The organism is Rhizobium mongolense USDA 1844, from assembly GCF_000419765.1.
GTDB classification, from domain to species: Bacteria; Pseudomonadota; Alphaproteobacteria; order Rhizobiales; family Rhizobiaceae; genus Rhizobium; species Rhizobium mongolense.
On record NZ_ATTQ01000005.1, the window covers coordinates 396,459 to 421,690 of the forward strand.

General features: G+C 60.6%; 22 protein-coding genes and 1 pseudogene. 11 read left to right on the plus strand and 12 right to left on the minus strand.

Translation table 11 applies throughout. The annotated features are described in order from the left end of the window. Positions 1-184: 184 nt before the first annotated feature. Positions 185-3,031: a ribonuclease E/G gene (locus tag A3C3_RS0112190; protein ID WP_022714886.1), complete on the minus strand. Its 2,847-nt coding sequence runs from the start codon at positions 3,029-3,031 to the stop codon at positions 185-187. A 679-nt stretch (positions 3,032-3,710) separates the two neighbouring features. Here A3C3_RS0112190 and A3C3_RS0112195 point away from each other — a divergent pair. The 5 genes from A3C3_RS0112195 to A3C3_RS0112220 all read left to right on the plus strand — a co-directional run bounded on the left by A3C3_RS0112195 (position 3,711) and on the right by A3C3_RS0112220 (position 12,080). Then, positions 3,711-4,922, plus strand: a complete 1,212-nt coding sequence (locus A3C3_RS0112195) for an N-acetylmuramoyl-L-alanine amidase (RefSeq protein ID WP_376774882.1) — start codon at positions 3,711-3,713, stop codon at positions 4,920-4,922. Positions 4,923-5,160: 238 nt separating this feature from the next. Beyond that, positions 5,161-7,620: a penicillin-binding protein 1A gene (locus A3C3_RS0112200; protein WP_022714888.1), complete on the plus strand. Its 2,460-nt coding sequence runs from the start codon at positions 5,161-5,163 to the stop codon at positions 7,618-7,620. Between the two features lie 98 nt (positions 7,621-7,718). Next, a protein-coding gene (prfB, locus tag A3C3_RS0112205) for a peptide chain release factor 2 (RefSeq protein WP_132552188.1) occupies positions 7,719-8,850 on the plus strand; the annotation gives its coding sequence in 2 pieces (ribosomal slippage) (positions 7,719-7,787 and positions 7,789-8,850; 1,131 coding nt in all). A gap of 152 nt (positions 8,851-9,002) precedes the next feature. Further along, a complete protein-coding gene (locus tag A3C3_RS0112210) occupies positions 9,003-9,785 on the plus strand; it encodes an APH(3') family aminoglycoside O-phosphotransferase (protein WP_022714890.1) in 783 nt (260 codons plus the stop codon). Between the two features lie 456 nt (positions 9,786-10,241). After that, complete coding sequence (locus A3C3_RS0112220) at positions 10,242-12,080, plus strand: ABC transporter ATP-binding protein (protein WP_022714892.1); 1,839 nt, start codon at positions 10,242-10,244, stop codon at positions 12,078-12,080. Between the two features lie 34 nt (positions 12,081-12,114). On the opposite strand, the gene A3C3_RS38220 is transcribed toward A3C3_RS0112220, so the two are convergent. Further along, positions 12,115-13,593 (minus strand): MFS transporter, encoded by a 1,479-nt coding sequence (locus A3C3_RS38220; RefSeq protein ID WP_022714893.1) that lies wholly within the window; start codon positions 13,591-13,593, stop codon positions 12,115-12,117. Between the two features lie 227 nt (positions 13,594-13,820). On the opposite strand from A3C3_RS38220, the gene A3C3_RS38225 reads away from it, so the two are divergent. After that, positions 13,821-14,753, plus strand: coding sequence for a LysR family transcriptional regulator (locus A3C3_RS38225; RefSeq protein WP_022714894.1), 933 nt, complete (start codon positions 13,821-13,823; stop codon positions 14,751-14,753). Here the strand turns inward: A3C3_RS38225 and A3C3_RS0112235 are convergent. From A3C3_RS0112235 to A3C3_RS0112265, 7 genes are all read right to left on the minus strand, one after another. After that, positions 14,728-15,237 carry a hypothetical protein gene (locus A3C3_RS0112235; protein WP_022714895.1) on the minus strand — a complete coding sequence of 170 codons (510 nt, stop codon included), beginning with the start codon at positions 15,235-15,237 and terminating at the stop codon, positions 14,728-14,730. The genes A3C3_RS38225 and A3C3_RS0112235 overlap by 26 nt on opposite strands. A 4-nt stretch (positions 15,238-15,241) precedes the next feature. Next, complete coding sequence (locus A3C3_RS0112240) at positions 15,242-16,015, minus strand: NAD kinase (protein ID WP_022714896.1); 774 nt, start codon at positions 16,013-16,015, stop codon at positions 15,242-15,244. 119 nt (positions 16,016-16,134) lie between these two features. Continuing rightward, entirely contained in the window at positions 16,135-16,473 is a 339-nt protein-coding gene (locus A3C3_RS45180) for a hypothetical protein (protein WP_022714897.1), read from the minus strand. Positions 16,474-16,514: 41 nt separating this feature from the next. Continuing rightward, positions 16,515-16,652, minus strand: a complete 138-nt coding sequence (locus A3C3_RS45185; RefSeq protein ID WP_022714898.1) for a hypothetical protein — start codon at positions 16,650-16,652, stop codon at positions 16,515-16,517. Beyond that, on the minus strand, positions 16,649-16,819 hold the full coding sequence (locus A3C3_RS46045; RefSeq protein ID WP_022714899.1) for a hypothetical protein: 171 nt from the start codon (positions 16,817-16,819) through the stop codon (positions 16,649-16,651). Before A3C3_RS46045 ends, A3C3_RS45185 begins: the two co-directional genes overlap by 4 nt. Positions 16,820-16,947: 128 nt before the next feature. Further along, positions 16,948-17,154 (minus strand): hypothetical protein, encoded by a 207-nt coding sequence (locus A3C3_RS0112260; protein ID WP_022714900.1) that lies wholly within the window; start codon positions 17,152-17,154, stop codon positions 16,948-16,950. Positions 17,155-17,240: 86 nt separating this feature from the next. Next, positions 17,241-17,501 (minus strand): hypothetical protein, encoded by a 261-nt coding sequence (locus tag A3C3_RS0112265; protein WP_022714901.1) that lies wholly within the window; start codon positions 17,499-17,501, stop codon positions 17,241-17,243. Positions 17,502-17,693: 192 nt separating this feature from the next. On the opposite strand from A3C3_RS0112265, the gene A3C3_RS46050 reads away from it, so the two are divergent. Beyond that, complete coding sequence (locus A3C3_RS46050; protein WP_022714902.1) at positions 17,694-17,867, plus strand: hypothetical protein; 174 nt, start codon at positions 17,694-17,696, stop codon at positions 17,865-17,867. A gap of 1,210 nt (positions 17,868-19,077) precedes the next feature. Here the strand turns inward: A3C3_RS46050 and A3C3_RS0112280 are convergent. Both A3C3_RS0112280 and A3C3_RS0112285 read right to left on the minus strand, forming a co-directional pair. Then, entirely contained in the window at positions 19,078-20,337 is a 1,260-nt protein-coding gene (locus A3C3_RS0112280) for a tyrosine-type recombinase/integrase (protein WP_022714904.1), read from the minus strand. A 380-nt stretch (positions 20,338-20,717) separates the two neighbouring features. Further along, the gene (locus tag A3C3_RS0112285) at positions 20,718-21,038 is read right to left on the minus strand and encodes a hypothetical protein (protein WP_233450646.1); all 321 of its coding nucleotides are present in this window, start codon (positions 21,036-21,038) and stop codon (positions 20,718-20,720) included. Between the two features lie 341 nt (positions 21,039-21,379). Between A3C3_RS0112285 and A3C3_RS0112290 the strand changes: the two genes are divergently transcribed. From A3C3_RS0112290 to A3C3_RS0112300, 3 genes are all read left to right on the plus strand, one after another. Continuing rightward, on the plus strand, positions 21,380-21,967 hold the full coding sequence (locus tag A3C3_RS0112290) for a hypothetical protein (protein ID WP_022714906.1): 588 nt from the start codon (positions 21,380-21,382) through the stop codon (positions 21,965-21,967). A gap of 227 nt (positions 21,968-22,194) precedes the next feature. Next, complete coding sequence (locus A3C3_RS0112295) at positions 22,195-22,596, plus strand: hypothetical protein (protein ID WP_022714907.1); 402 nt, start codon at positions 22,195-22,197, stop codon at positions 22,594-22,596. Between the two features lie 530 nt (positions 22,597-23,126). Then, positions 23,127-23,933 (plus strand): class I SAM-dependent methyltransferase, encoded by an 807-nt coding sequence (locus tag A3C3_RS0112300; protein WP_022714908.1) that lies wholly within the window; start codon positions 23,127-23,129, stop codon positions 23,931-23,933. A gap of 528 nt (positions 23,934-24,461) precedes the next feature. On the opposite strand, the gene A3C3_RS0112310 is transcribed toward A3C3_RS0112300, so the two are convergent. Beyond that, complete coding sequence (locus A3C3_RS0112310) at positions 24,462-24,743, minus strand: hypothetical protein (protein ID WP_022714910.1); 282 nt, start codon at positions 24,741-24,743, stop codon at positions 24,462-24,464. Positions 24,744-24,792: 49 nt separating this feature from the next. Between A3C3_RS0112310 and A3C3_RS46930 the strand changes: the two are divergent. Further along, positions 24,793-25,232: pseudogene (locus A3C3_RS46930) on the plus strand (ATP-dependent DNA ligase); the annotation flags it as partial.

A 25,232-nucleotide genomic window follows, 5' to 3' on the forward strand; every position in this document is an offset into this window, starting at 1 on the left:
GCTTAAAAGGAGCCCGCACGGATGCGTTTTTCGCGTCGGGCGTGGCGGATGTTGACGATCATACAAACTGCCAAACCTCGCCAGAGTCTGTTGCTACATCTTTCGTGCAACCAGACGAGCGGAAAAAAAGATCCGGCCGCGTTGCCGCAGCCGGATTGTCGCTTCATGATCCTGGATCGGCTTCTCAGAAGAAGCCGCGGCGTTGCCACCAGCCGGCTTTTTTCGGCTTGCCGTCATTGTCGGCCTCGGCGGGCTCGCTGCGCGTGGATTTGACCGTCGGGGTCGGCGAAGAGGAGATGTTGGATTCGCGGTTGGCGCGGACCGGCTTGGCTTCGTCCTCTGCCGGAGTCGCGAGATCGGCGGAGGCTTCGACCGTTTCGGCTTCCGCTTCCAAAGGTACGGCTTCGGCAACCGGTTCTTCAACGGGAGACGCGGCGGCCTTGCGGCGGCTGCGGCCCTTCGCGGGCTTTGCTTCCGTGACAAAAGCGCCGGACTCGACGGCTGCCATCGCCGGCTGGCCATCGCCGGCTTCTTCAGCAACGGCCTCGACGGTTTCAGCCTGCGTTTCGGCCTCGGTGCCATCCCCGGCATCAGCGACGTTTTCGTCGACGGCTTCTGCGCCGGCGCTCAGTTCTTCGCCTTCCTCGCGGTTGCGGCGCCCGCCACGTTTGCCGCGGCGCCGGCGTTTGCGGCGCTGGGATTCTTCGCTTTCAGCTCCCGTTTCGGAGGTTGCTGCTGCGGCGGCTGTATCATCGCCCTCGCTACCCTCCTCGTCGCCTTCATCCTCGTTGCCGGTTTCGCCGGGAACGGTATCCTGGGCGGCGATCTGCTCACCGGCACCATTGCGGCCACGGCGGCGGCGGCGGCGCTTGCGCTTCCGGCCGCCTTCGCCATCACCTTCGGCGCGCAGCTGCGGCGCCCGCTCGGGGGCTGCGGGCTTTTCTTCAAGCTCGTCTTCTTCTTCCTCCTCTGTCTCAAGGACGATATCTTCGTCGTCATCGTCAGGGATGGCAGCGAAGTTGAAGAGGGTTTCGATCTTGACCGGATTTTCGACCGGTTCGCCGCGATCGATCGCGAAATGCTGCGAGCCGACTGCGCTATCGGCATCGACGACAATCGCGACGCCGAAGCGGGTTTCATAATCGACGATCGACTGGCGCTTGTGGTTGAGCAGGTAGAGCGCGATTTCCGGCGTGGTGCGCACGGTGATGTCGTGCGTCGTGTTCTTCAGCAGGTATTCCTCGATGCCGCGCAGCACATGCAGCGCGACGGACGACTGCGAGCGCACATGGCCGGTACCGCCGCAATGCGAGCAGACCTGGGTCGTGGATTCAAGCACGGAAGCGCGGATGCGCTGGCGGGACATTTCGAGCAAGCCGAAATGCGAGATGCGGCCGACCTGGATGCGGGCACGGTCGTTCTTCAGGCATTCCTTCAGCTTCTTCTCGACGGCGCGGTTGTTGCGCTTCTCTTCCATGTCGATGAAGTCGATGACGATGAGACCAGCAAGGTCACGCAGGCGAAGCTGGCGGGCGACTTCATCGGCAGCCTCGAGATTCGTCTGGAGTGCGGTGTCTTCGATCGAATGTTCACGCGTCGAGCGGCCGGAGTTGACGTCGATCGAAACGAGCGCTTCCGTCTGGTTCATGATCAGGTAGCCGCCGGATTTCAGCGTCACCTGCGGCTGCAGCATGCGGTCGAGTTGCGCCTCGATGCCGGAGCGCGAGAAGATCGGATGGATGTCGCGGTAGGGCTGAACCACCTTGGCGTGGCTCGGCATCAGCATCTTCATGAAGTCTTTCGCTTCACGATAGCCTTCCTCGCCGGAAACGATGATTTCGCTGATGTCCTTGTTGTAGAGGTCGCGGATCGAGCGCTTGATGAGCGAGCCTTCCTCGTAGACGAGGCAGGGGGCGGTGGATGCGAGCGTCAGCGTGCGGACGTTTTCCCACAGGCGCATCAGATATTCGAAGTCGCGCTTGACCTCGACCTTGGTGCGGTTGGCGCCGGCCGTGCGCAGGATGACGCCCATGCCCTGCGGGACTTCGAGCATCCGCGCGATTTCCTTGAGACGCTTGCGGTCCTGCGGATTGGTGATCTTCCGGGAAATGCCACCGCCGCGAGCCGTGTTCGGCATCAGAACCGAGTAGCGGCCCGCGAGCGAGAGATAGGTGGTGAGCGCCGCGCCCTTGTTGCCGCGCTCTTCCTTGGCGACCTGCACAAGCAGGATCTGGCGGCGCTTGATGACTTCCTGAATGCGGTACTGCTTGCGCGGCTTGCGCTGCACGCGGTCGGGAACCTCTTCCATCGCATCTTCGGCGCCGACGGATTCGATCACTTCCTCTTCATGGTCGTCATCATCATCGTCGTCATTGCCGCGGCGGCGGGAATCGACGTCTTCGGAGATCGAGTCGGTCTCGACAGCCGCAGCCATGCTGCCGCCGGCAGGGCCTTCGTCATCATTGTTGACGACGGAGGCCGAAGGTGCTTCGACATCGGTCGGGACGGCATCTTCGGTTGCGGTGGTTTCGACGGCCTTCTTGCGGCTGCGGCGCGGCTTGGCCTTCTTGGCCGGAGCCTCTTCGGCGGCCGGAGCGCTTGCTTCAATCGAAGCGGCGTCTTGGGAAACCTCTTCGGCGGCCGGCTCTTGCTTCGGCACGATGCCGATGTCAGGCTGCTCCTGGGTCGACAGGTCGCTCACCGGCGCGGTTTCGACATGCTCGACATCGTCGTCGCGGCGGTGCTCCTCGGCCTCGGCGCGAAGCAGAGCCTGACGGTCGGCCAGCGGGATCTGGTAATAGTCGGGATGGATTTCGGCAAAGGCCAGGAAGCCGTGCCGGTTGCCGCCGTAATCGACGAAAGCGGCCTGCAGCGAGGGTTCGACTCTCGTTACTTTTGCGAGATAGATGTTGCCGCGTATCTGCTTCTTGTGCTGCGACTCGAAGTCAAATTCTTCTATACGGTTCCCGCGAACGACAACGACACGTGTCTCTTCCTCGTGAGACGCGTCGATAAGCATTTTGTCTGCCATGTAAGGTGTGCTCCTCGGCGCAGCCGCAGACGCGCATTCCCGCCTGTATTGATAACAGCGGGCATGCGGTCGAACGTGGGTGCGCCGGATAATGAAAGTCGCGCTTGGTTCGGGTGGGACAGCAGCAGCCAGGCAACAGCGGGGAAATCATTCTCCCGGGGCCTGTAGACTTTGGATAAAACCTGCTGCGAAACCATTATGACCAAGCGAGATCGACAATACTTAAGACCCCTTGGGGTCCGATGAGTTTGCTCCTCAGAGCGTTTGGTGGCTATCCACCGATGAAGTTTCCGCATACGCCGGAAAATTCAGGATCCAGTTTACCGTGGAGAGAAGCGCGTAAGACGGCGGACGATTGCCGGTTGTGGCGCCAGGTCCTCGTGGGGTTGGCAGCCGCGCGGCGACTCTATCCCGTCAACACTTTCTAACCTGAAAATCGTTGTATGGTTTCTCTGTCACAATAGCAAGGGAAAAGCCAAATGCGCCATAATATTGATGGATTTCGAAACGCATAGACAATGGGGGAATTAGCGGTCCTGATTCGGCGGCGGCGTACAAGTGCTGAAAGCCGGGCGGTGCGTGCATTAGGCCGCAAGGATTCATTGCAATGACAGATAGGGTGTGCGGTCGATTGTTTAAGAGGGTGCGGCCCGCAGCGGGGGAATCCAGCAAGCGGAAGATGAGATTCATAGGCGTGCTCGCGGCGGCGGCGGTTTCGCTCCAGGCCATCATCGCGCTTGCCGCCGATCCGAAGAAGCCCGAGGCGTTGCTTGCCTACGGGGCCCGCATCATCGGCGACGACGCCCGTACCCGCGTCGTCATCGATTTCGACCGGCAGCCGAGTTTTTCGGTCCATTATATCGCCAATCCCGAGCGCATCGTCGTCGATCTGCCGGCGACCGCTTTCGGATTCCAGGCCAAGGATCTGGCGGCGAGGGGGCTTTTCAAGGACATCCGCTACGGCACGATGGACGAAGGCAGCGCCCGCATCGTGCTGAGCGCCGTCAAGCCGGTGAAGCTGGCGACGGCCAGGGTGCAGGCGGATGAGGGTGGCAGGGGCTACCGCCTCGTGCTCGATGCCGAGATGACCGGCAAGGAGGAGTTCGCGGCCCTCGTCAAGGCGCAGTCCTGGAGTGATCCGGCAGACCGTCCGCAGCCGGCGAACGCCATTCCGACGCCCGAGGCGGCAAAGCCCGGCGATTTCATCATCGCCGTCGACGCCGGCCATGGCGGCATCGATACCGGCGCGATCGGCGTCGATACCAAGACCGAGGAAAAGCAGGTGACGCTCGCCTTCGCCAAGGCGCTGACCGACCGGCTGAACAGCGAGCATGGCATCAAGGCGTTCCTCACCCGCAGCGAGGATGAATTCCTGTCGCTTGCCGAGCGCGTGCAGATCGCCAGGCAGAACCATGCTGGCCTCTTCATCTCGCTGCACGCCGATACGCTGAAGCAGAAGGATATCCGCGGCGCGACGGTTTATACGATCTCGGACAAGGCCTCCGACAAGCTTGCAGCCGATCTTGCCGAACGCGAAAACCTTTCCGATCAGATCGCCGGCAAGGAAACCGCCGCCGAACCGCCGGAAGTGGCCGATATCCTGCTTGACCTGACGCGCCGCGAGACCCAGGCCTTCTCGATCTCGCTGGCCGAAAGTGTGCTCGGCTCCTTCAAGGATCAGATCAGTACGATCAACAATCCGCATCGGCATGCGGGCTTCCAGGTTCTGCGGGCGCCGGATGTGCCCTCGATCCTGCTCGAACTCGGCTTCCTCTCCAACGCGGAAGACGAAAAGCTGCTGCTCGACGAGAAATGGCGGGTGAAGATCGCCGAGCTGTTGACCGACGCCGTCAAGCGCTACCGCTCCTCCGTGGTTGCCAATGGCGGCTGAGGCCGTGGCTGAGATGTGACACCCGCGGCGAAAGCAAAGCGGAGCATGTGAATGGGGCAGGGGAGCCCTATTTTGCTCACATTCAGGCCGTTACTCGCCGCTATGTTTTCGACAGGCGGGTTGGACGGCTTGTCGCGATGGCGCTCATGGAGTAAGCCCGCGCGACGTGCAAGTCGCCCGCTTCCATGCAAATATAGCGCCTGCGCCGATTGAAGATTTGGAATACCGGTAGCTCAATATGATCAGACTTCTTGGATATTTCTTCGGAATTGCTTGCGTCCTGTTTCTCGGCGCCGCTGCCGTCGTTGCCGTCTACCTGGCAAACGTCGCGAAGGATCTCCCCGATTACGCCGTCCTGAACAGCTATGCGCCGCCGGTCACCACCCGCGTTCATGCCGGAAACGGCGCGCTGATGGCCGAATATGCCAAGGAGAAGCGTCTTTTCCTGCCGATCCAGGCGATCCCGGATCGCGTCAAGGCGGCCTTCCTTTCGGCCGAAGACAAGAATTTCTATAACCATCCCGGCGTCGACTTGAGCGGCCTTGCGCGCGCCATCGTCGTCAACCTGCAGAATTTCGGTTCGGGCCGCCGTCCGGTGGGCGCCTCGACGATCACGCAGCAGGTGGCGAAGAACTTCCTCCTGACATCCGACCAGACGATCGACCGCAAGATCAAGGAAGCGATTCTCTCCTTCCGCATCGAGCAAGCCTACAGCAAGGACAAGATCCTCGAGCTCTATCTGAACGAGATCTTCTTCGGCCTGAACTCCTACGGCATCGCCGGGGCAGCGCTCACCTACTTCAACAAGTCGGTCACCGAACTCACCGTTGCCGAAGCCGCCTATCTCGCCTCGCTGCCGAAAGGCCCGGCGAACTATCATCCCTTCCGCCATCCGGATGCCGCGGTGGAGCGCCGCAACTGGGTCATCGACCGCATGGTCGAAAACGGCTATGTGAGCCAGAGCGACGGGGCGGAAGCTAAGAAGCAGCTGCTCGGCGTGACGGCCCGCAGCAACGGCCCCTCGCTGTTTGCTTCGGATTACTTCGCCGAGGCCGTTCGCCGCCAGCTCATCGGCCAGTATGGCGAAAAGGCGCTTTACGAAGGCGGACTTTCGGTCCGCACCTCGCTCGATCCGCAGATGCAGCTTGCCGCCCGCAAGGCGCTGCAGGACGGCCTGACGACCTACGACGAACGCCGCGGCTTCCATGGGCCGCTGAAGACGATCGACACCACCGCCGATTGGGGCAAGGCGCTCGCGGAAATCCCAGCACTCTCCGACGTGCCCGAATGGCGCCTCGCCGTCGTGCTCGCCGTTTCCACCGAAGGCGTCGACATCGGCCTCCAGCCTGCCAGGGACGGCGCCGGAAAGGCTGCCGCCGAGCGCGAGCATGGCACGATCGAGGCGAAGAACATGCAGTGGGCCTACCGCTCCTCGAGCGGCGAGCGCAAGTCGGCCAAGTCGCCGGAAGGCGTGCTTTCGCCGGGCGACGTCGTCTATGTCGAGCGGCTGGGGGGCGAAGGCTCGACCTCCTACCGTCTTCGCCAACCGCCGAAGGTTCAGGGCGGCCTCGTTGCCATGGACCCGAAGACCGGCCGCGTTCTTGCGATGGCAGGCGGTTTCTCCTATGGGCAATCGGAATTCAACCGCGCGACGCAGGCGATGCGCCAGCCGGGCTCCTCGTTCAAGCCGTTCGTCTATGCTGCGGCCATGGACAACGGCTATACGCCGGCCTCGGTGATCATGGACGCACCGATTGAGGTCTTCTCCGGCGGCCAGGTCTGGAGGCCGGAAAACTACGGCGGTGAGTTCAACGGTCCGTCGACGCTGCGCTCCGGCATCGAGCACTCGCGCAACCTGATGACCGTGCGCCTTGCCAATGACCTCGGCATGAACATCGTTGCCGAATATGCCGAACGCTTCGGCATCTACGACAAGATGCCGGCGCTGCTTGCCATGTCGCTCGGCTCCGGCGAGACCACGGTGTTGCGCATGGTTTCGGCCTATTCGGTGATCGCCAACGGCGGCAAGCAGATCAAGCCGACGCTGATCGACCGCATCCAGGACCGCTACGGCAAGACGATCTTCAGGCATGAGGAACGCCTCTGCGACAGCTGCAATGCCGGCGACTGGCAAAACCAGGAAGAGCCGAACATCGTCGACAACCGCGAGCAGGTTCTCGACCCGATGACGGCCTATCAGATCACCTCGATGATGCAGGGCGTCATCACCCGCGGCACTGCGGCCGGCAAGATCGACCTCGGCGGGCGCGACGTGGCCGGCAAGACCGGGACCACCAACGACGAGAAGGATGCCTGGTTCGTCGGCTTCACGCCCGACCTCGTGGCCGGCCTCTACATGGGCTTCGACAATCCGGCGCCGCTTGGTCGCGGCGGTACGGGCGGCGGCCTCTCGGCCCCGATCTTCAACGAATTCATGCAGGCAGCCGTCAAGGACATGCCGGAATCGAAATTCGTCATCCCGCAGGGCATGAACCTGATCCCGATCGACCGCAAGACCGGCATGGCGGCGATGGAGGGCGATCCGAACACCATAATCGAGGCCTTCAAGCCCGGCACCGGCCCGGCCGACAGCTTGTCCGTCATCGGCATGGACAGCACCATGGCGCCGGAGGAAATCCTGAAGACCTCGCCGCAGGCGAATCAGGCCGTGCAGTCTGGCGCAGGCGGCCTCTACTGAACAATCCCCGTATGATGCGGCGGCCGCGGCTCTTTACATCCGCGGCCGCCGCAACTATTTGACGGACCAACTCAAGACCAACGCAAAGAAGCAGGAAAATGCGAGCGGAAATCGAAAACGTAGTCGATGAAACCAAGCAGGCTATCACCCTGCTGAGGAGGCATCTTTGACTGGGACCAGGCGATAAGACGGCTGGACTGGTTAAACAACAAGGCAGAGGACCCGAATCTGTGGAACGATGCTGCCGAAGCTCAGAAGCTGATGCGCGAGCGCCAGCAGCTTGATGACGGCATCAACGGCGTGAAGCAGCTCGAACAGCAGCTGAACGACCATGTCGAACTCATCGAGATGGGTGAGGAAGAGGGCGATGAAAGCATCGTCAAGGAGGCCGAGGATGCGCTGAAGAGCCTGAAGGCCGAGGCCGCGCGCCGCCAGGTGGAAGCCATGCTCTCCGGCGAGGCCGATGCCAACGACACTTATCTCGAAGTGCATTCGGGCGCCGGCGGCACCGAAAGCCAGGACTGGGCGAACATGCTGCTTCGCATGTACACCCGCTGGGCGGAACGCCAGCGCTTCAAGGTCGAGCTTCTCGAAGTCCATGACGGCGAAGAGGCGGGCATCAAGTCCGCGACGCTGCTCGTCAAGGGACACAACGCCTATGGCTGGCTGAAGACGGAATCGGGCGTGCACCGGCTCGTGCGCATCTCGCCCTATGACAGCAATGCGCGCCGCCACACGTCCTTCTCGTCGATCTGGGTCTATCCGGTGGTCGATGACTCTATCAACATCGAGATCAACGAAAGCGATTGCCGCATCGACACCTACCGCTCGTCGGGCGCGGGCGGCCAGCACGTCAACACGACCGACTCGGCAGTGCGCATCACGCACATCCCGACCGGCATCGTCGTCGCCTGCCAGCAGGAGCGCTCGCAGCACAAGAACCGCGCCAAGGCCTGGGACATGCTGCGCGCCCGCATGTATGAAGCGGAACTGAAGAAGCGCGAAGAGGCAGCAAGCGCCGAAGCGGCGTCCAAGACCGAGATCGGCTGGGGCCACCAGATCCGCTCCTACGTGCTGCAGCCCTATCAGCTGGTCAAGGACCTGCGCACCGGTGTTTCGAGCACGGCACCAGGCGACGTGCTCGACGGCGACCTCAACGAGTTCATGGAAGCAGCGCTCGCGCACCGTATCAGCGGCAAGCCGGACGCTGTCCTCGAAGACGTTGATTGAGATTTAAGGGAGAACCGTCAGAGACGGTGAGCCTGACTTTAACGTGTGGAGCCCGGCTTAGCACCAAAATCCGCTTGCAGCAGGTGGTTGCAAGCGGCGTGGTGCGCGCGCGCCAAGCCTAGGGCAAACGATTTCATCAAGGTGATGCGCCGATGGAATACACTGCCTTACCTTCCAATCTAAGGGCGCTGCTATCTCAACATGAGTGGAAGCAGGACGATCTGGGATGTTCGTCTGCAGAGGTATTCAGGCTCGCAGAAGGTGGCCGGACGCGGTTTTTCCTGAAAGGCGAAATTGCTGGTCCTTTTGCGGAATTGCCGTTGGAGGCGGAGCGTCTGCTGTGGCTTGGCGAGCAAGGACTGCAGTGCCCCAGCGTCGTCGCCCTGGAAAGCCATGAGGGCAGAAACTGGCTGCTGCTGAGCGCGCTTCCGGGCAGCGACCTGGCTTCGTCCAAATTGACCACAGATAGGCAGCGCATCGAGATCCTGGCGGCCGCTTTACGTCGATTGCACGAACTTGATCCGGAAACCTGCCCTTTCGACCACAGGCTGACAGCTCGTTTGAGGCTTGCCAAGGCGCGGATGGAAGCGGGAGCCGTAGACGAGAGTGATTTTGATGAAGAGCGGCAAAATGCAACCGCCGCGAGCCTTTTTGCATACCTGGAAGCCAACCAGCCTTACGTCACCGATCCCGTCGTTGCCCACGGCGACGCCTGTTTGCCGAACTTCATGACGCATGAAGGGCACTTCAGTGGATATGTCGATTGCGGCCGTCTGGGCGTTGCGGATCGATACCAGGATATTGCGTTGGCACTGCGAAGCATCCGATACAATGTCGGGGAAGCGTGGGTTCGGCATTTCCTCGATTGTTATGGGCTTTCCGGCATCAGCGACGCGAAAGTCGCCTACTATATGGTATTGGACGAGTTCTATTAATTTGCGCAAATCCTGCCTTACGACCAAACCGGTCCAGCGCTCGAGCCTTTGATGAGCTGGAAGGCCTTCGGCACCCCGACCTGCTGCGACGGATGATTGGGGATCTTGGTCAGATGCTCTGAAGTCTCGGTCAGATGCTCTGAAGTGATGTGGAGGGGTTTCAGGCAGATCGGAGGCAATTCCGTTCAGTTCGATCAGGTCGGAGATTTGCAGCGAGAGCCTGCTCATTTCGCGATAGAAATCCATACTGAATCCAGCCATGCGCTTAGCGCCAGTGGCGGCCAGCGGCTGTTGCATGGCGACAACACCGGCTGATCTCTTTCCGCTGCCGGGTTGAATCGGTCGCGGTTGTCGGCGATGCTTAAGCTCTAATTGGTCCGATCCCCGGGGAGACTGACATGAAAGCGAACCTGTCCAACCAGAAAGGAAACATAGCCCACAAGGACATTCTGCTTCATGCACACTCTGTTCCCCCGCGCGAGGAAAAGCCCGCCGCGCCATAACCGCTTCCTGAAATTCTTCCGCGACTATCCGAGCAACGCCGACCGCGACCGGCGCCGCTTGCGCATGCGCAAGTTCCTCTCCTACTATCGCCCGCACCTGCCTTTGCTGCTGGCGGATTTGCTCTGCGCGATCCTCGTCGCCGGTACGGCGGTGGCGCTGCCGCTCTGCGCCAATTTTGTCACGAGCCGCCTTCTGGCTCTGCCCAACATGCCCGAGGCCTACGAGCAGATCCTTGCCGTCGGCGCCTTCATGCTTGCCATCCTGGCGATCCAAACCGTTGCCATCTTCTTCGTCGACTATCAGGGGCACGTGATGGGCGCCCGTATCGAGGCCGCCGTCCGGCAGGAGCTCTTCGAACACTGCCAGAAACTCTCGTTCAGCTTTTTCGACCGCCAACGCACCGGGCAGTTGATGAGCCGCATCACAAACGATTCCCTGTGGCTGGGCGAGCTCTTCCACCACGGCCCAGAGGACCTTTCCATCGCCGTACTCAAATATGGCGGCGCCATGCTGGTGCTGTTCTTCATCGATCCGCCTTTGGCCAGCCTCATCCTGCTGCTCACGCCGGTGGCGGCGGCTTATGCGTTGCATTTCAACCGGCGCATGAACCGCGCGCTTGAAGCGAGCAAGCGGCAGATCGCCGCCGTCAACGAACGCGTGGAGGACGCACTGGCGGGCATTCGCGTCGTCCAGTCCTTCGCCAACGAGGCGCTGGAGCAGGAGCGCTTTGCCAAGCTGAACCGGCGGTTCCTGCAAGGGCGCGCCGACGGCTACCGCAGCGAGGCCTGGTTTTCGGTGGGCACCGAAACTTTCGCTCAACTCATCACCATACTTGTCATCGTGATCGGGGGGCTGCGCATTCTGGCGGCTGAGCTGTCCGTGGCGGACATCCTCACCTTTCTGCTCTGCGTGGCGGTGCTGGTCGATCCGATGCAGCGTCTCGCCAATTTCGTGCGTCTCTGGCAGGAGGGTTACACCGGCTTCGTTCGGGCCATGGAGATCCTGGAGATTGAACCGGACGTCTTCGACCGCCCGTCCGCCCGTCCCATGCCGGCTCCAAGGGGTGAGATCATTTTTTCCGACGTCGTCTTCGGCTACGAGTCCGAGGGCCCCAAGGTGCTCGAGCGGCTCTCGCTCACCATTGCGCCGGGCGAGTTCGTGGCCTTGGTTGGTCCTTCAGGAGTGGGCAAGAGCACGCTTTGCGCGCTCATACCGCGCTTCTACGATGTGCAGGCGGGGGCGATCCGCATTGACGGTACCGACATTCGCGACGTGACGCTGGCCTCACTGCGGCGACATGTCGGGGTGGTGCAGCAGGACGTCTATCTCTTTGCCGGCACCGTGGCGGACAATCTTCGCTACGGCCGGCCCGACGCGACCGATCCCGAGGTCGAGGCCGCCGCCCGTGCCGCCAACGCTCACGACTTCATCGCGGCTTTGCCGAATGGCTACGCGACCGATATCGGCCAACGCGGTGTCAAGCTTTCGGGGGGCCAGCGGCAGCGCCTCACGATAGCGCGCGCCTTCCTCAAGGATCCGGCGATCCTGATCTTCGACGAGGCAACCAGCGCGCTCGACAACGAGAGCGAACGGGCGGTTCAAAAGGCGCTGCTCAATCTTGCGAACGGCCGCACCACCCTGGTCATCGCCCATCGCCTCTCCACCGTCCGCCATGCCGACCGCATCCTGGTGCTCACAGGCGATGGCATCATCGAACAGGGCACCCATAACGACCTCATGGCGCAGGAAGGCGTCTATGCCAACCTGCACAGCGTGCAGGCAAGCATTTGACCACCGGCGCGCCGCAACGGTGGCGGGCCAGAAGTCAAGCGGACGGAGCGGGTTCAGGCCGTCTTGCCGGCCTGTCTCCACGAGGCGAGGGACGCATGGCAAGGGCGCGGCCTTGGACGGCGATGGCGATCGCGACGGCGGTCAGAGCCGCCGCGACGGCGAAGGTGACCTGCATGCCGGTGGCAACGGCTTCGGGACGTGCCGTCGTGATATCGGCCGTCATCGCGGCAAAGGCGAACACGGCGCCCATGAGGGAAGCGCCGGTGACGAGTCCGAGATTGCGCGACAGGCTGAGCAGGCCCGAAACGACGCCCCGCCGATCGGCGGGGATGTCCATCATGACGGCGGTGTTGTTGGCTGCCTGGAACAACTGATAACCCGGGGTCAGGAGGGCAATGGCGGCAATGTAGCCGGCAAGGCCGAACATTGCCGGAAGCACGGATAGGGCAACTGCACCGACGGCCATTTCGATGAGCCCGACGATGACCACGAACGATGCGCCCAAACGGTCGACAAGACGGCCAGCCGGGGCGCCCGTCAGCGCCGAGACAACCGGGCCAATCGACATGATTATTCCAACAAACGCCGCGTTGAACCCGAGCGCACGGGAGAGATAGAACGGGCTCACCACCAACGTCGCCATCATTATCGTCGAAACGAGGGCGTTCATGGCAAGGCTGGCGTTGAACTCCGAATTGCGGAATGCTGCCAATGGGATCAAGGGCGAAGCCACCTTCGCCTCAGTGAAAACAAAGAGGACGATGCCCGTGAGTGCAGCCATCAGGAGCGTCGCATTCAGCGTGCCGAAATGGCCGCGCCCTATCGTCATGGCGAGAGCATAGGCGGCGAGAGCGCCTGCAAGCAGCAGCGTACCCAGAGCGTCGAAGCCAGGGCGGTCCGTTTTCGTCGTATCGCGGTCGACGGGCAGGAAACGGTGGGCGAGAAAAAAGGCCAGCAGACCGAGCGGGATATTGACGAGAAAGATTGCCCGCCAGCCGAGCCAGGCGATCGCAATGCCGCCAAGCGACGGACCGAGCGCGGTGCCGATTGCCGACATCGCTCCGAGCAGCCCGATGGCGCTGCCGGTTCTTTCCTTGGGGACCGTCTCGCCGACGAACGCCATGGTGAGTGCCATCAGGACGGCGGCGCCGAGGCCCTGGGCGGCCCGGGCGGCAATCAGCCACCAGAGCGAGGGCGCAAGGCCGCAGAGCACCGAGGCGACGGTAAACACGACCAGCCCCGCCAGGAGAACCCGTCGGCGCCCGGCAATGTCGCCCAGCCGTCCGACGCCGACGATCAGGATCGTGATCGCCAGGAGGTAGGCAAGGATGACCCACTGCACCTGTTGGAATGGTGCGGCGAACACCTGAGCCAAAGTCGGCAAGGCGACATTGGCAATACTGGTGCCGAGCGAAGATAGCAGCATGGATAGGCAAAGGCCGGCAAGCGCCCATCGGACCGAGGTTGCCGGGGTTATGCCATCGTTGGCGGCGTCATCTGTGCAGGAGGTCATCGCCCTTTCCCTCCAGCTTTTACGAGGCTGTTGACCCCCGGCGCGCGAGAGGTGCGACCACGAAAGGCAGCAGAGGCAAATCGGCCCGATATCATGAAGAGCTACTCCAAAATTTGCGTTCGGACAGAGATAGCTCGCGGCCTGATAGGGCGGAAGGTGCATCATATGCATTTCATTCGTGCGTTTGACGCCATGTGATCTCGCACCGGCCGTGCTATGGTCGCTGCATGTCGCATCCTGATCTCAATCTGCTTATCACCCTGAATGTGCTTCTGACGGAATGCAGCGTCGCCGGCGCCGCCAAAAGGCTGCGGCTAAGCCCGTCCGCGATGAGCCGCGCGCTGGCGCGATTGCGGGAAGCGACCGGCGATCCGCTGCTGGTTCGGGCCGGACGCGGCCTTGTTGCGACGCCGCGGGCGCTCGAGCTTCGCGAGCGCGTCGGCCAGCTCGTGCGGGACGCCGAAGCCGTTCTGCGTCCCGTCGAGACCCTCGACCTGACACGGCTTGTGCGGACATTCACGCTCAGAAACCAGGATGGCTTTGTCGAGAATTTCGGACCTGATCTCATTGCACGCGTCGGCGAACAGGCGCCGGGCGTGCAGTTACGATTCGTACCAAAGCCGGACAGGGACAGCGCGCCGCTGCGCGACGGCAGCGTTGACCTGGAAACGGGTGTCGTCGGAAAAGCCATGGGGCCGGAGTTGCGCGCGCAAGCGCTGTTCCGAGACCGCTTCGTCGGCGTTGTCCGCATGGGGCATCCGCTGTGCGAGGTTGCGATCACGCCTGCGGTTTACGCTGCCGGTCGGCATATCCTCGTCTCGCGACGCGGGCTCGGCAGGGGACCGATCGATGACGCGCTTGAGCCATTCGGCCCGAAACGGGAGATCGTAACGGTCGTTGGCGGCTTTTCGGAAGCTCTGGCTCTGGCGCGTGCCTCGGAGCTGATCGCCAGCGTCCCCGAACGCTATACGGGAAACCTGCGTGACGGGATGTTCTCTTTCCCCCTGCCGGTTTCGCCGCCGGACATTACGATCTCGCTGTTGTGGCACCCGCGGACGGACGTCGATCCGGCACATCGCTGGCTGCGCGAGTGCGTTCGGGAGGTTTGTGCGGGCAGGCCGCCGGTTCGAGCAGTCAGTTCGTCGCCTTCTCGATGGTGATCTCGCCGAATTCGTCGATCAATACGGTCCAGCCCTCGGATTCGGCATCCGGATCGGTCTTCAGGTAGACCGTGGCGAAGAGGCCGGGCTGCTTTCCCATGCCCGTGGAACTTTCCGGACGGATATCGGTGACATAGGGTTTGAGCTGCGTAAACTCGTGCAGCTCGACGCTGGAGACGATTTCCGGGCCGCTATCGGTCTGCGCGATTTGCTGCAGGTAGATTTTGGACGTCTTGTCCGGCTGGCGGACGGAAAAGAGCTTGTAATAGCCGCGGCGCGGCTGAGGTTCCGCTTTTGCCGGATCGCTTGCTGCGCCCGGCGCACGCTCGATCGCGATATCCGCACGGCTTTCCTCCCAATAGCCGGTGCTGGTTGCAAAGATCACGGTGGGCGGAAGGATCGTGTCGGCCGGCGTAACAGCCTTCGCAAGGCCTGCCGGGCCGGTGATGAGCGCTGCGGCAAGAAGAGCGGTTCGAAGCTGCATGGCCTCAATCCTCGAATTGTTCGGCAAGAATGCGATCCGACCATGAGCGGTCCGGATCGGAAAGAATGCGCGCCGTCATGTGCTCCGACTGGGCGATGCGGATATGCAGCACGGACTTGACCTCGGCATTGTCGGCAACCGCATTCACGGGCCGCTTTTCGGCCTCGAGAATATGGATGTCGACCGTTACCTTGTTCGGCAGCAGCGCGCCGCGCCAGCGCCGCGGGCGGAACGCGCTGACCGGCGTCATGGCAAGCAGCGGCGCTTCCAGCGGCAGGATCGGGCCGTGGGCCGAAAGATTATAGGCGGTGGAGCCCGCGGGCGTTGCCACCATCAGGCCGTCGCAGATCAGTTCCGCGAGACGCACATGCCCGTCGACCTCGACGCGCAGCTTGGCGGCCTGGTAGGACTGACGGAAGAGCGAGACTTCGTTGATGGCAAGTGCCGTGGAATTGGTGCCGTCGGCGTTGGCCGTCGTCATCTGCAGGGGATGGAAGGCATTCTCGACGGCCGCGCAGATGCGGTCCTGCAGTTTCTCGGTGCGATAATCGTTCATCAGGAAACCGACAGAACCGCGGTTCATGCCATAAACGAGTTTGCCGGAGTTCATGGTGCTGTGCAGCGTCTGCAGCATGAAGCCGTCGCCGCCGAGCGCCACGATGACATCGGCTTCATCGGCGGGAACCTCCCCATAGAGACGAATCAACTCTTCCCGCGCGGCAAGCGCCTCTGTTGCCGAGGAAGCGAGGAAACAAAGCGTCTGAAATGAACGGCCCATGTGATGCCCTTATGATCTTCGCCTAGCTAAAGGATAAAGGGCTTATGCGACAAGGTGTTTTGCGCGCAAGCAGGCTCTGCCGCCTCCGCTGTGGGTTGCCGAAGAGGCGATGGCGGCTGCTATTTCTGCTCTCTCGTGCCCGGCGCTGCTTCGCGCTGATCCCTGTCTTCCAGGTCGGATTCGACGATGTGGACATCGCCGTGGAGGCGGGCCTGTTCCTTCAGGGCGGCCTGTTTCGCGCCTTCATCGGGCTCGATTTCCCCAAAACGGCGTTCCCGCGCTCGATTGATGTCCTCCGGCTTGATATTGAGCGAGCCCTCGTGCGGATGGCCCATTCCGGAAGCAAGCCCGCGCGCGGCCTGCAATTTGGCTTCCTCGCGACGCTGGGCAGCGGCCGCAGTGTCCGAGCAGCGTGCATCATCCGTGCCGGAATCAAAGCTATTGTCCTGACCTGGCATGTCGATCTCCTACTGTGACTGGCTCCTACTGTGACCGGCTCCTACTTTGACTGGTCGATGGCGTGGGGAGCGGGTCGGCCCGGCGTTTCGGACGGCTTGAAATAGCCGGCGCTTTCGGCGGCAAGAACCGCGGCAAGCGCCAGCGCGATGGCGACCGCCCAAGCATACCGCCGGCTCATCGCGATGCCTCATGCGGCTTCTCGTAGAGTTTCCGCATCTTGCTGTCCGGCGCGTCCTGTTCACTGCGCGAGAGCTTGCGGTTTGTGAGCATGCCGTAGGCGATCGCGCAGCCGAGAAGGAAGGCGCCCCCGGCGATAGCGAAGAGCCAAAGATACTCCGCAACCATGCTTCGATCCTCCTTGACGATTCGAACCGGTGGACGGCGGATTTGTTCCGTTGCGGCAAAAGCCAGACCGGAAGGGACCGGCCGGCTTTGCCTGCGGCTGCAGATTTTCGGGAACGGAAAGGCGGCCGTCAGGCGCTCCGGCGGAACGAAGCCGCGTAGCGATCCGCTGCGCGTTCGATGCTGTCGAGGGTATTCATGAGATCGACCATATCGCAGGCCTCCGCCCACTGCATGCCGCAGATCGGGATACCGTCCAGGGCGGCTGGCTGCATTGTCATTCCATCAACAACAAGCCAGCGATCATCGGCTTCATGCCGGAGATTATACCGTCGCATCACCTCTCTCCCGTGGCGACCATATCATAGTTTAGCAAGAGCGCGAATACGCCTGGTCAATCGGTGGATAGCGAATGCAGGGCCGGTCAATGCACGGATTGCTCGGTGTCGTCCAGAAACGAGCGAATGCCGTCGCGGGCGATTGTCGCCAGGAATTCGTCAAACGCCTCGCGGTCGGTCGCGAACGGTTCGTCCCAGCGGATGAGGTCTTCCTCCTGCGTCACGACTTCCATCGACCAGTCCTCGTTGGAGCCGGCTGTCCGGAAGATATCGACGAGCACGGTAACGCCGTCCTCGGTGAATTCGCCGGCGAGTTCCGAGTATTCGAGTTTCGGCTTTTTAGGCATTCGATATCGCAATCCATAATTGTCATAGCGTACACGAGCGAGGTACTTTCACGTGCGCCTGGTGGATTTGTCAAGGAAACAGCCATTCAAAGCAACGCCGCGGTGCGGTTGCGCCGGGTTCCCCGAGGAGACGGAACTCTCTTGGCCGCGTGTCGTTGTTCCCATGTCACCACCAGCCAATGGAGCGGCGAAATGAGCAAGACGGACGTCAAAAAGCTAGTGAAGCGGGCCGAACGCCAAGTCGAAAACACCAGCGCCGGCGGCCATCTCGGCGGCACCTATTTCGGCCAGCAACCAGACGGAAAGACGGCATCCTCGACCAACAGCGAGGCGCGCAAGTCACGCTCGAACGACGGCAGCAACTGACGAAGTGTATGGAAACCTGCCCTGGGCAGACGATGCGATCGGGAGGTTCCGGCTAGCACGGGCGAGTGGTACCGTGCGCCAAAAAATGGTGATGCAAGTGGTGCCCGGCAGGGTTCGAACCCGCGACCCCTGTCACAAATCAGGATGGAAAGCCTTATTCTACAGTGCCTCTACGGTGTCATGCGCCATTGGTGCCCCACCGCCGAAAATAGAGGACGAAATCTGATCCAATTCTCTACGGGCCGCTTGGAAACATCTGGCCACAGCGGCTTATCGTGACGGCCAGTGAGGAGCGACCGGCGACGTCTGGACAGTCTTCGGTTTCATGCCGGCTCGATCCATGTGCTGATCACGAAGTGGCGGATTGCGTGCCAGTTGAAGGTCTTAAACTTCCTGCCGTCCTTTGCCTTGCTGGCGGCAGCGGCGAGGAGCGGCCGGGACTCGCGCTTTGGAACGTTCTTGCACAAGGTCATCAGCTTCGGAGTTCTTGGCCGCGTCTTACTTTCGCAGCTCGGCCAGCATCGCCGATGACAAGGACTTCGTTGTGTCCTCATTCTTGTAGGCGTCGATACGCTCACTCTCGAGTGGCCGACGGTTCTTTTCTCGGCTCAATTTGCGCGCCGGCCGGTGAGCGGCGTGTTTCGATCCCGGCGCTTTATCCGAAGACTACCAAGGCGCGCCCGCCGACCAGCCGGCGGTTTTTTTTCTTTATAGCCTCATCAAAAAAAGACCGCCCCGATCTGCGAGGCGGTTAATGCGGATTCGATATCCGGCGACCACGGTGAGAGAGGGGTGAGGGACACCGAAGTCGATAGCAGCTTGGCGCAGCTGATCGCCTCTATGGTTGGGGTGTTGAGGCGATAGCGCAACATAGCAATGGACCGCGCCTCCCGACATTATACGTTGGTTGCCTCAAGCTAGACCCTTGGTATGCGGCGCCTTGTTTCTTATGCGCCGCCATGCGCCATTCATGTTCCAACGAGTCCCCGCTACTTTCGGGAAATGCTTGGAAAACATGGCAATTCTGGTTAAATCATTGGCGCATGAAAAACCCGCCAACAAAGGGCGGGGATAGCATCAAGTCACTGATTTCATTAACTATATATGGTGCCCCCGGCAGGGTTCGAACCCGCGACCCCCTGATTACAAATCAAGTCCGACTCGCTGCATTGCAAGGGTTTTTGCAATCCATGTCGCATCCATGTTGCACTCAGGCTAGGAAAGCGCGCTCGGCCTCTGCCAGTTCGTTGCCATCGTCGTTGCGTGGGAATAGATGGCCATAGGTGTCCATCGTCATGGCGATAGTGCTGTGACCCAGCCGCTCTTGAACGACCTTCGGAGGAAGTTCGAGGCCGCCGTCCTGACGCCGATTGATGCACCACGACGCATAGAAATGGCGCAATGCGTGCAGGCCCGTATATTTCGGAGCCAGCACCGAATTGCCCTTCTTGTCCACCTCCCCAGTCTCTACGGCGACGCCCGCAGCGATCCACGACGGGTTCAGACCCCGACGCAGTATATTATTAAGCTGCTCGACCTTCCCGGTCCCGTTGGGGAACACCAGATCGAGCGCGAGGATCTTTTCACCCTCTGCATCCTTTTTGCCGGTGTCTCGCTTCGGACAGGCAAGTTTCCATTCCTTCAACGCATTAATCACCATGGGTGGGGCAGGGATGGTGCGTTCTCCCGATATGGACTTCGGTCGGCCGATGTCGTTGAAGCGATCGGCGCGCTGATGGACGCGAACCTCCTTGCGATCAAAATCAATATCGTTCCAGCGAAGACCGCGCAGTTCTGATGCTCGTAGGCCGCAGAAGGTAGCTGTGAGCAGCAAACCCCGCCAGCGGCCCTTCAGCAAGCCGACCAGCGCTTTCACCTCGTCACGGGTGGGAATATCTACGCCAATCTTTAAGCGGCCTTTCTGGCGCTTCTCTTGACGTGTTGTGCCAGTTCCCCTTCGGGCCTGCATCTCGCGCGCTGCATTGCGCACTACGAGCCCTCTCTCCTGAGCGTCCGCCAGCAGCGTCCCGAGGGTCGTCAGCACCCGCTTCGTCATCGAGGCGGATCGATCTTTCTCCCGTAACTCATCCTCGAACGCTCGCAGCCGCGCCCTTGTAAGCGCATTGAGGCGTTGGCTTCCGATCAGCGGCACGATGTGAAGGCGGAGAGTGCGTTCGTAATCCTCGATCGAGGATCGCTCAAGGCCGGCCGCTTTCGCCGAGGCGATCCACAGCTTCCCCGCAACCTCAACAGTAACTGTCTCCCGATCGGCCACGTGCGTACCTTCGCGCACCTCAACGCTTGCCGTAGCGGCAAAGGCGTCGGCCTCTTTTTTCCTCTGAAACGTCTTTAGGCGTCTCTTTCCGGCGGTGTCCGTATAATCGACAACCCAAGCCGACTTCTGCTCGCCCTTCGGCGTAGTCCATTCGCGTTTACGGAACTTACGAAATTCGCCTGCCTCGATTGCCAACGAGTGTTCAAGCGACCTGCCGATTGCACACAGAAGGTTTGCCCACGCTGCTCGGGCGTTACCTACCGGACGGGTTCAGACTTCAGGCCGCCCCGTGCAAACGATAAGAAGGGTTGGGCGGTCGCAAGTTTCCTTATCTTGAAAGGCTTTCCGTACTACAGACTTGGAGTGCCGTATCCAACCACGCTGAACGAAGCCCAGAGATTTGTTGAGGCGAATGCGGCCCTGGCTGTTGACGTCACGGAAAATCGGACCATCCCGCTGCACTGGCCCCGAGATCAGAGGGTGTAGAGTGCGTCTATGACCGCAATTGGCGCATCCGGCCAAGGCAAAGCTTCCACAGTCGGCCCGAAGCGGTTATCGGCTTCAGCGGCGGCTGGTCACCTTTTGATTTCGGCCGGAATGAGTGTGAACACTGGTTTGGCGGGGGTCACCACATCCATGCACGTTGCGCCGGTTATGAAACGATAGTGGGAAGTTGGGCCGTATCGGCCACTAACGGCGATCTTCCAGATTTCAGATTGCGACCTATCAAACGCAGCTTCTTCAACGCGATACGCGAAATGTTCACGAACCAAACCCTCGTCAGCGCTATCCTCGTGCTCGGTGCTCAGTGGCATTTCATCGACTAGTCGCACGATGCAGGGACCATCAAATGCGATTCTCAGCATGTGCTCAGGATCGCCCACATAGAAGTCCACTGACACACTCTGGTCGCCCTGCCACCGAAAGGCATGAAGGTCGCTCGAAGTGGCCCGAACAGCGATCCCTACGTCTAGCGGAATATATCTGGTCAGGGTAACCGATCCTTGCCCAACCTATATGAGCGCGACTGTTGCTTTCACCGATGCTTGAAGATTTCATATGAAACTCGCGGCAAAAAAACAACCGTTGTGGGTTTTACCTGTTCGATTTGAAGCTGTGTGTACACGTCTATCACCGCAGGTGGGGCTTTCCCGGTCCGCAGTCGGCCCATTGCGGACTCGGGGGTTATCGCAGATATCTGTCGCCAAGGTTTCTCCGATCTTTCAAAGGTCCAAGTATGATCATCTATGCGACCAAGCATGACGCCGATGTGATTCGAAAATGGATAAACGACGAGCCGGACATCGCTTGGATCGTTAAGGTCGCAGAACAGGACCAAACCTGCCACTGGAAGGCAATTAGCGCGATTGAAGCCCTCGAAGAGCAGACGTACGCGCTATGGCACACCAGGAGCGGGCCGCTCAACATTCCGTCTTGCGACCGCAATGTCCCTGATGCGATAGTTGCCGATCCATTTGCCGGTTGGTCCCAGACAATGCAGCATAGCGGCGCTACGTCGCCATGGTTTGGTGGCAATTTGCCGGGACCTTATTCGTTCACGTTCGCCGAGTCTGGCCGCGAAGCGCCGGGTAGCCTCGCCAGATCAGGCTTCTATTGGCTTGAAGATCGTTACAAGTCTGTCGGAAAACCAGCAAACCCAGAGGCCAAGCTTTGGTGGAAGAAATTGCGTCGGTTCTTGGAGAAGTCCACTACTCAAGTGCCATGGGCGAACGTCACCAATCGAAAGCGGACCATCATAGCCTACGTATTTCCCGAAGCTAAAATTCAAATTGATCAGGGGCGGCACCGGGATTTGAATCCCTAGATCGACGCTCTTTGGTTACGATCACAAGTCGGCGTGAGCGGCCGCGCGAAGCAACCCAACTGAGCACACCTTCATCCTCATCATTAGGTGAGCGTGGTTGAACCGGTGCATGTCCACAGCTGGCGCGATCCTAACCAAGCTTTCGTCGCATGTCGGCCCATTGCGGACAATACGCCGTTTTGGTTAACTTCTCATGGAACCGAGAATTCGGCCAATCGGAGATTGCCATGCTTCGTAACGCAATTCTGCTATGTGCAGGTCTGGTGGTCATTGGAGGCGTGGCTTCTGCCGAAGAAACTGCATCCGCTAGAACGTTTCGGTACGCCATCCTGATCAACCAACAAGAGCCAATTTACGGCGAGGTGGGATGTGCGGAATATCCATGCCAATTGGTTGATCACAAGGCACCCGATATCAAGCTTTCGCTTAGCAGCGATGACGGCTCTTTCGTGCGTCCAATTGTCTTTTGTGGGGTGAGGAATTGTTTCATTTCATATAGGTCTGAGAATATTGACTTGCGACAGACCGGGAAGCTCCTGAGGTTCCAGGTGGCGGAAGGTAACGAGCCAGGCAATGACGCGGTCCTTCTTAAAAGCCGACCGATGGGGGAAATTATTCTTTCCTTCTGACTTCCAATGGCCGGTGTTGGCGCAAAGCTGACAACGCCGCATCGTTATCGGCTGGTGGCATTTGCCACAGTGCTGGTCCACCCTCCTCATAGGATCTACATAACCATTCGCGGTCCGCAAAATTGCGGTATTATGGAGCAAATGCCACCCGATAACGATGCTCCCTTTGCGCCTCTTAGCCGTCGTTCAGCAACGGGATTCTCGCGCTGATAGCGGACGTTGTCCACCGATCCGCAGCTCTTGGCTGGCAATTGATCCTTTTGACCACGGGCCGGGGTGAACGATTGCAGTTAGCGAGCGAAGCGGGCTTCCACCGTGCGACCTACGCGGATCACACTAGTCAAACCAACCAAGCGGTACCTCGGAGCACCCCCGAGAGGCGGCCAGTCTGATTTCAGGGGTTCCCGCTGTGTCATATTTTCTTGAGAAGCGCTAAAAAGGTTCCGCTGGATTGCCCGGTGTGACGGCGATACGCGCGACCCGAATGGCCGTGTTACGGTCCATTCTTGATCGAGAGAGGATGGCAAGCCATGGAAGCCGTAGAACTACGATATAATTGGGCTGATCCCGACGTCTATGAGACATTCATAGGGCGCTGGAGCGAACATCTGGCAAGCCCATTTCTCACACGTGCCAATATTGCTCCGGGCAGTCGCGTGCTCGATGTAGCATGTGGGACAGGTGTGTTGTCGAAAGCACTGGCCGAGGCGGGAGCGCATGTGATCGGTGTTGACGCATCGGAGGGATACCTGGAAGGAGCCCGCCGTCGACGATCCCACCCCAATATCGCATATGAACACGGCGATGTCCGGCACATGCGGTTCGACACTAGCTTTTTCGATGCGGCCGTTTCCACGCTGGCCCTGGACGTTATCCCGGAAATTGAACAGGTAGTTGCCGAGATGAAGCGCGTGACCCGTCCAGGCGGCGTGGTCGCATCCGCCGTTACTCAGTTCTTGGGCGGCATGCCCGCCTTCGATCTCGTCATTAACACCGGCGCCGTGCTTGAGACCGACTTCGCCAGACTGAGGTCCATGCGGGCGGGGCGCCAGCTCTTCTGGCCTGATGGTCAGGCGACGTTGTGGCGGAAGATCGGCCTCGTCGACGTGACGGAGATTCCCGTTGTCGTGGACTGCGAGTATGCGTCCTTCGCGGATTATTGGGCTACGTTCACCGACGGCCCAGGCAGCACAACAAGCACATTGATGGCACTTTCGGACGACGCCCGCGGTTCGATCGAACAGCATGTTCGTGCCGGGTATCTGGTTGGCTTGCCCGATGGACCCCGGTCATTTCCCATGATGTTCCGTGTGGTGCGTGGCTTGGTCCCAGCCTGATTCTGGAGAGCATGAAGTGGGCCCGCGGGGGCCTGATGTGGGCCGAAAGCGGTCGTTGGTGGCACGTGCTACATAATTCCGCAAAATTGAAGGGCGCGTCGGAACCCTTCTTCGACTTTCCCATTAGGTTGTCAGGCTTACCGAGCATTAAGAATGGAGAACACGATGAAACGAATCTTATTTGCTTCGGCTATGCTGGCCCTGTCGGCAGGCGTTCCCCTTGCCCAGACGAGCACAACGACCGGCACGACAACAACGACGACGACTACGACGACCAAACCAATCACTACCGATAAGGGAACAGACACTACTACCACTGGCAGCACTACGAACTCGAACTCGGCTAAGGACTGCGCACCTGGCCAACAGCCCGGAAGCGCGAAGCAGGCAGCACCTGGGCAGCAGGACACTGACGCCAACACAGCCGCTCCCGGCCAAATGAAGAAGACGACTAAGTGTTAATAGGCCAATATCCGCGTACAGGGGTTGGCCGGGGTGACGTGGAAATAGCCCCCCGGCCTAAATCCCTCAGTGTCCATGCAGCGCTTTGATCTGCTCGTACAGCTCTTCGACCTTTCTCGACGCCTCCCGCGCCGTGGGTTGCCAGCCGTTGTGAGGCAGAATGTTCTGCCTCTGCCCAGGTATGGCACTGATCGCCCATCGCCACTGGCGGGCGCGCGAACTGGTGGTAAGGTCGAGATAGATGCGCCCGAACTGCAAATCGCCATCCACGGAGACAAAGTCTTGGTGGCCTTCGCCTGGCCATGTCTCCCGCCATTTGTATTTCGGCTGATACTCTTCCGTCGTCATTGTCTCAAATTTCGTTTTCTTTTTAAGTATTCCCTGATGTAATCATCGGATGGCAAAGCCTCCACCTTCAAAGCCTCTGCTCGCCACCGATAAGCCGCTTCGCTCCCGAGCACGCAAGCCGCGCGATCCGGCGCAGCCGAACCTTCCCCTCGATCCCATGCCAGACCGCATAGAGCCGTGCCTGGCGCTGTTGAAACCCAGACCGCCCAAGGGGCCGGAGTGGGCTTTCGAAATCAAATGGGACGGGTATCGCATTGCCATCCATATCGAGCCGAAAGGCGTTCGCATTTGTAACCAGAGGCGGCCACGATTGGACGGATCGCTTCCCGGCCATCGCAAAAGCGGCAAAGAAGCTCGACGTGGCGACGGCAATCCTGGATGGCGAGGCGGTCGTGCTCGACGAGCAAGGCCGGTCCGATTTCGGACTGCTGCAGCAATCGCTCGGCGACCGGGGCGGCAAGCGCATCTCAACCGAAGCGATCTTCATGG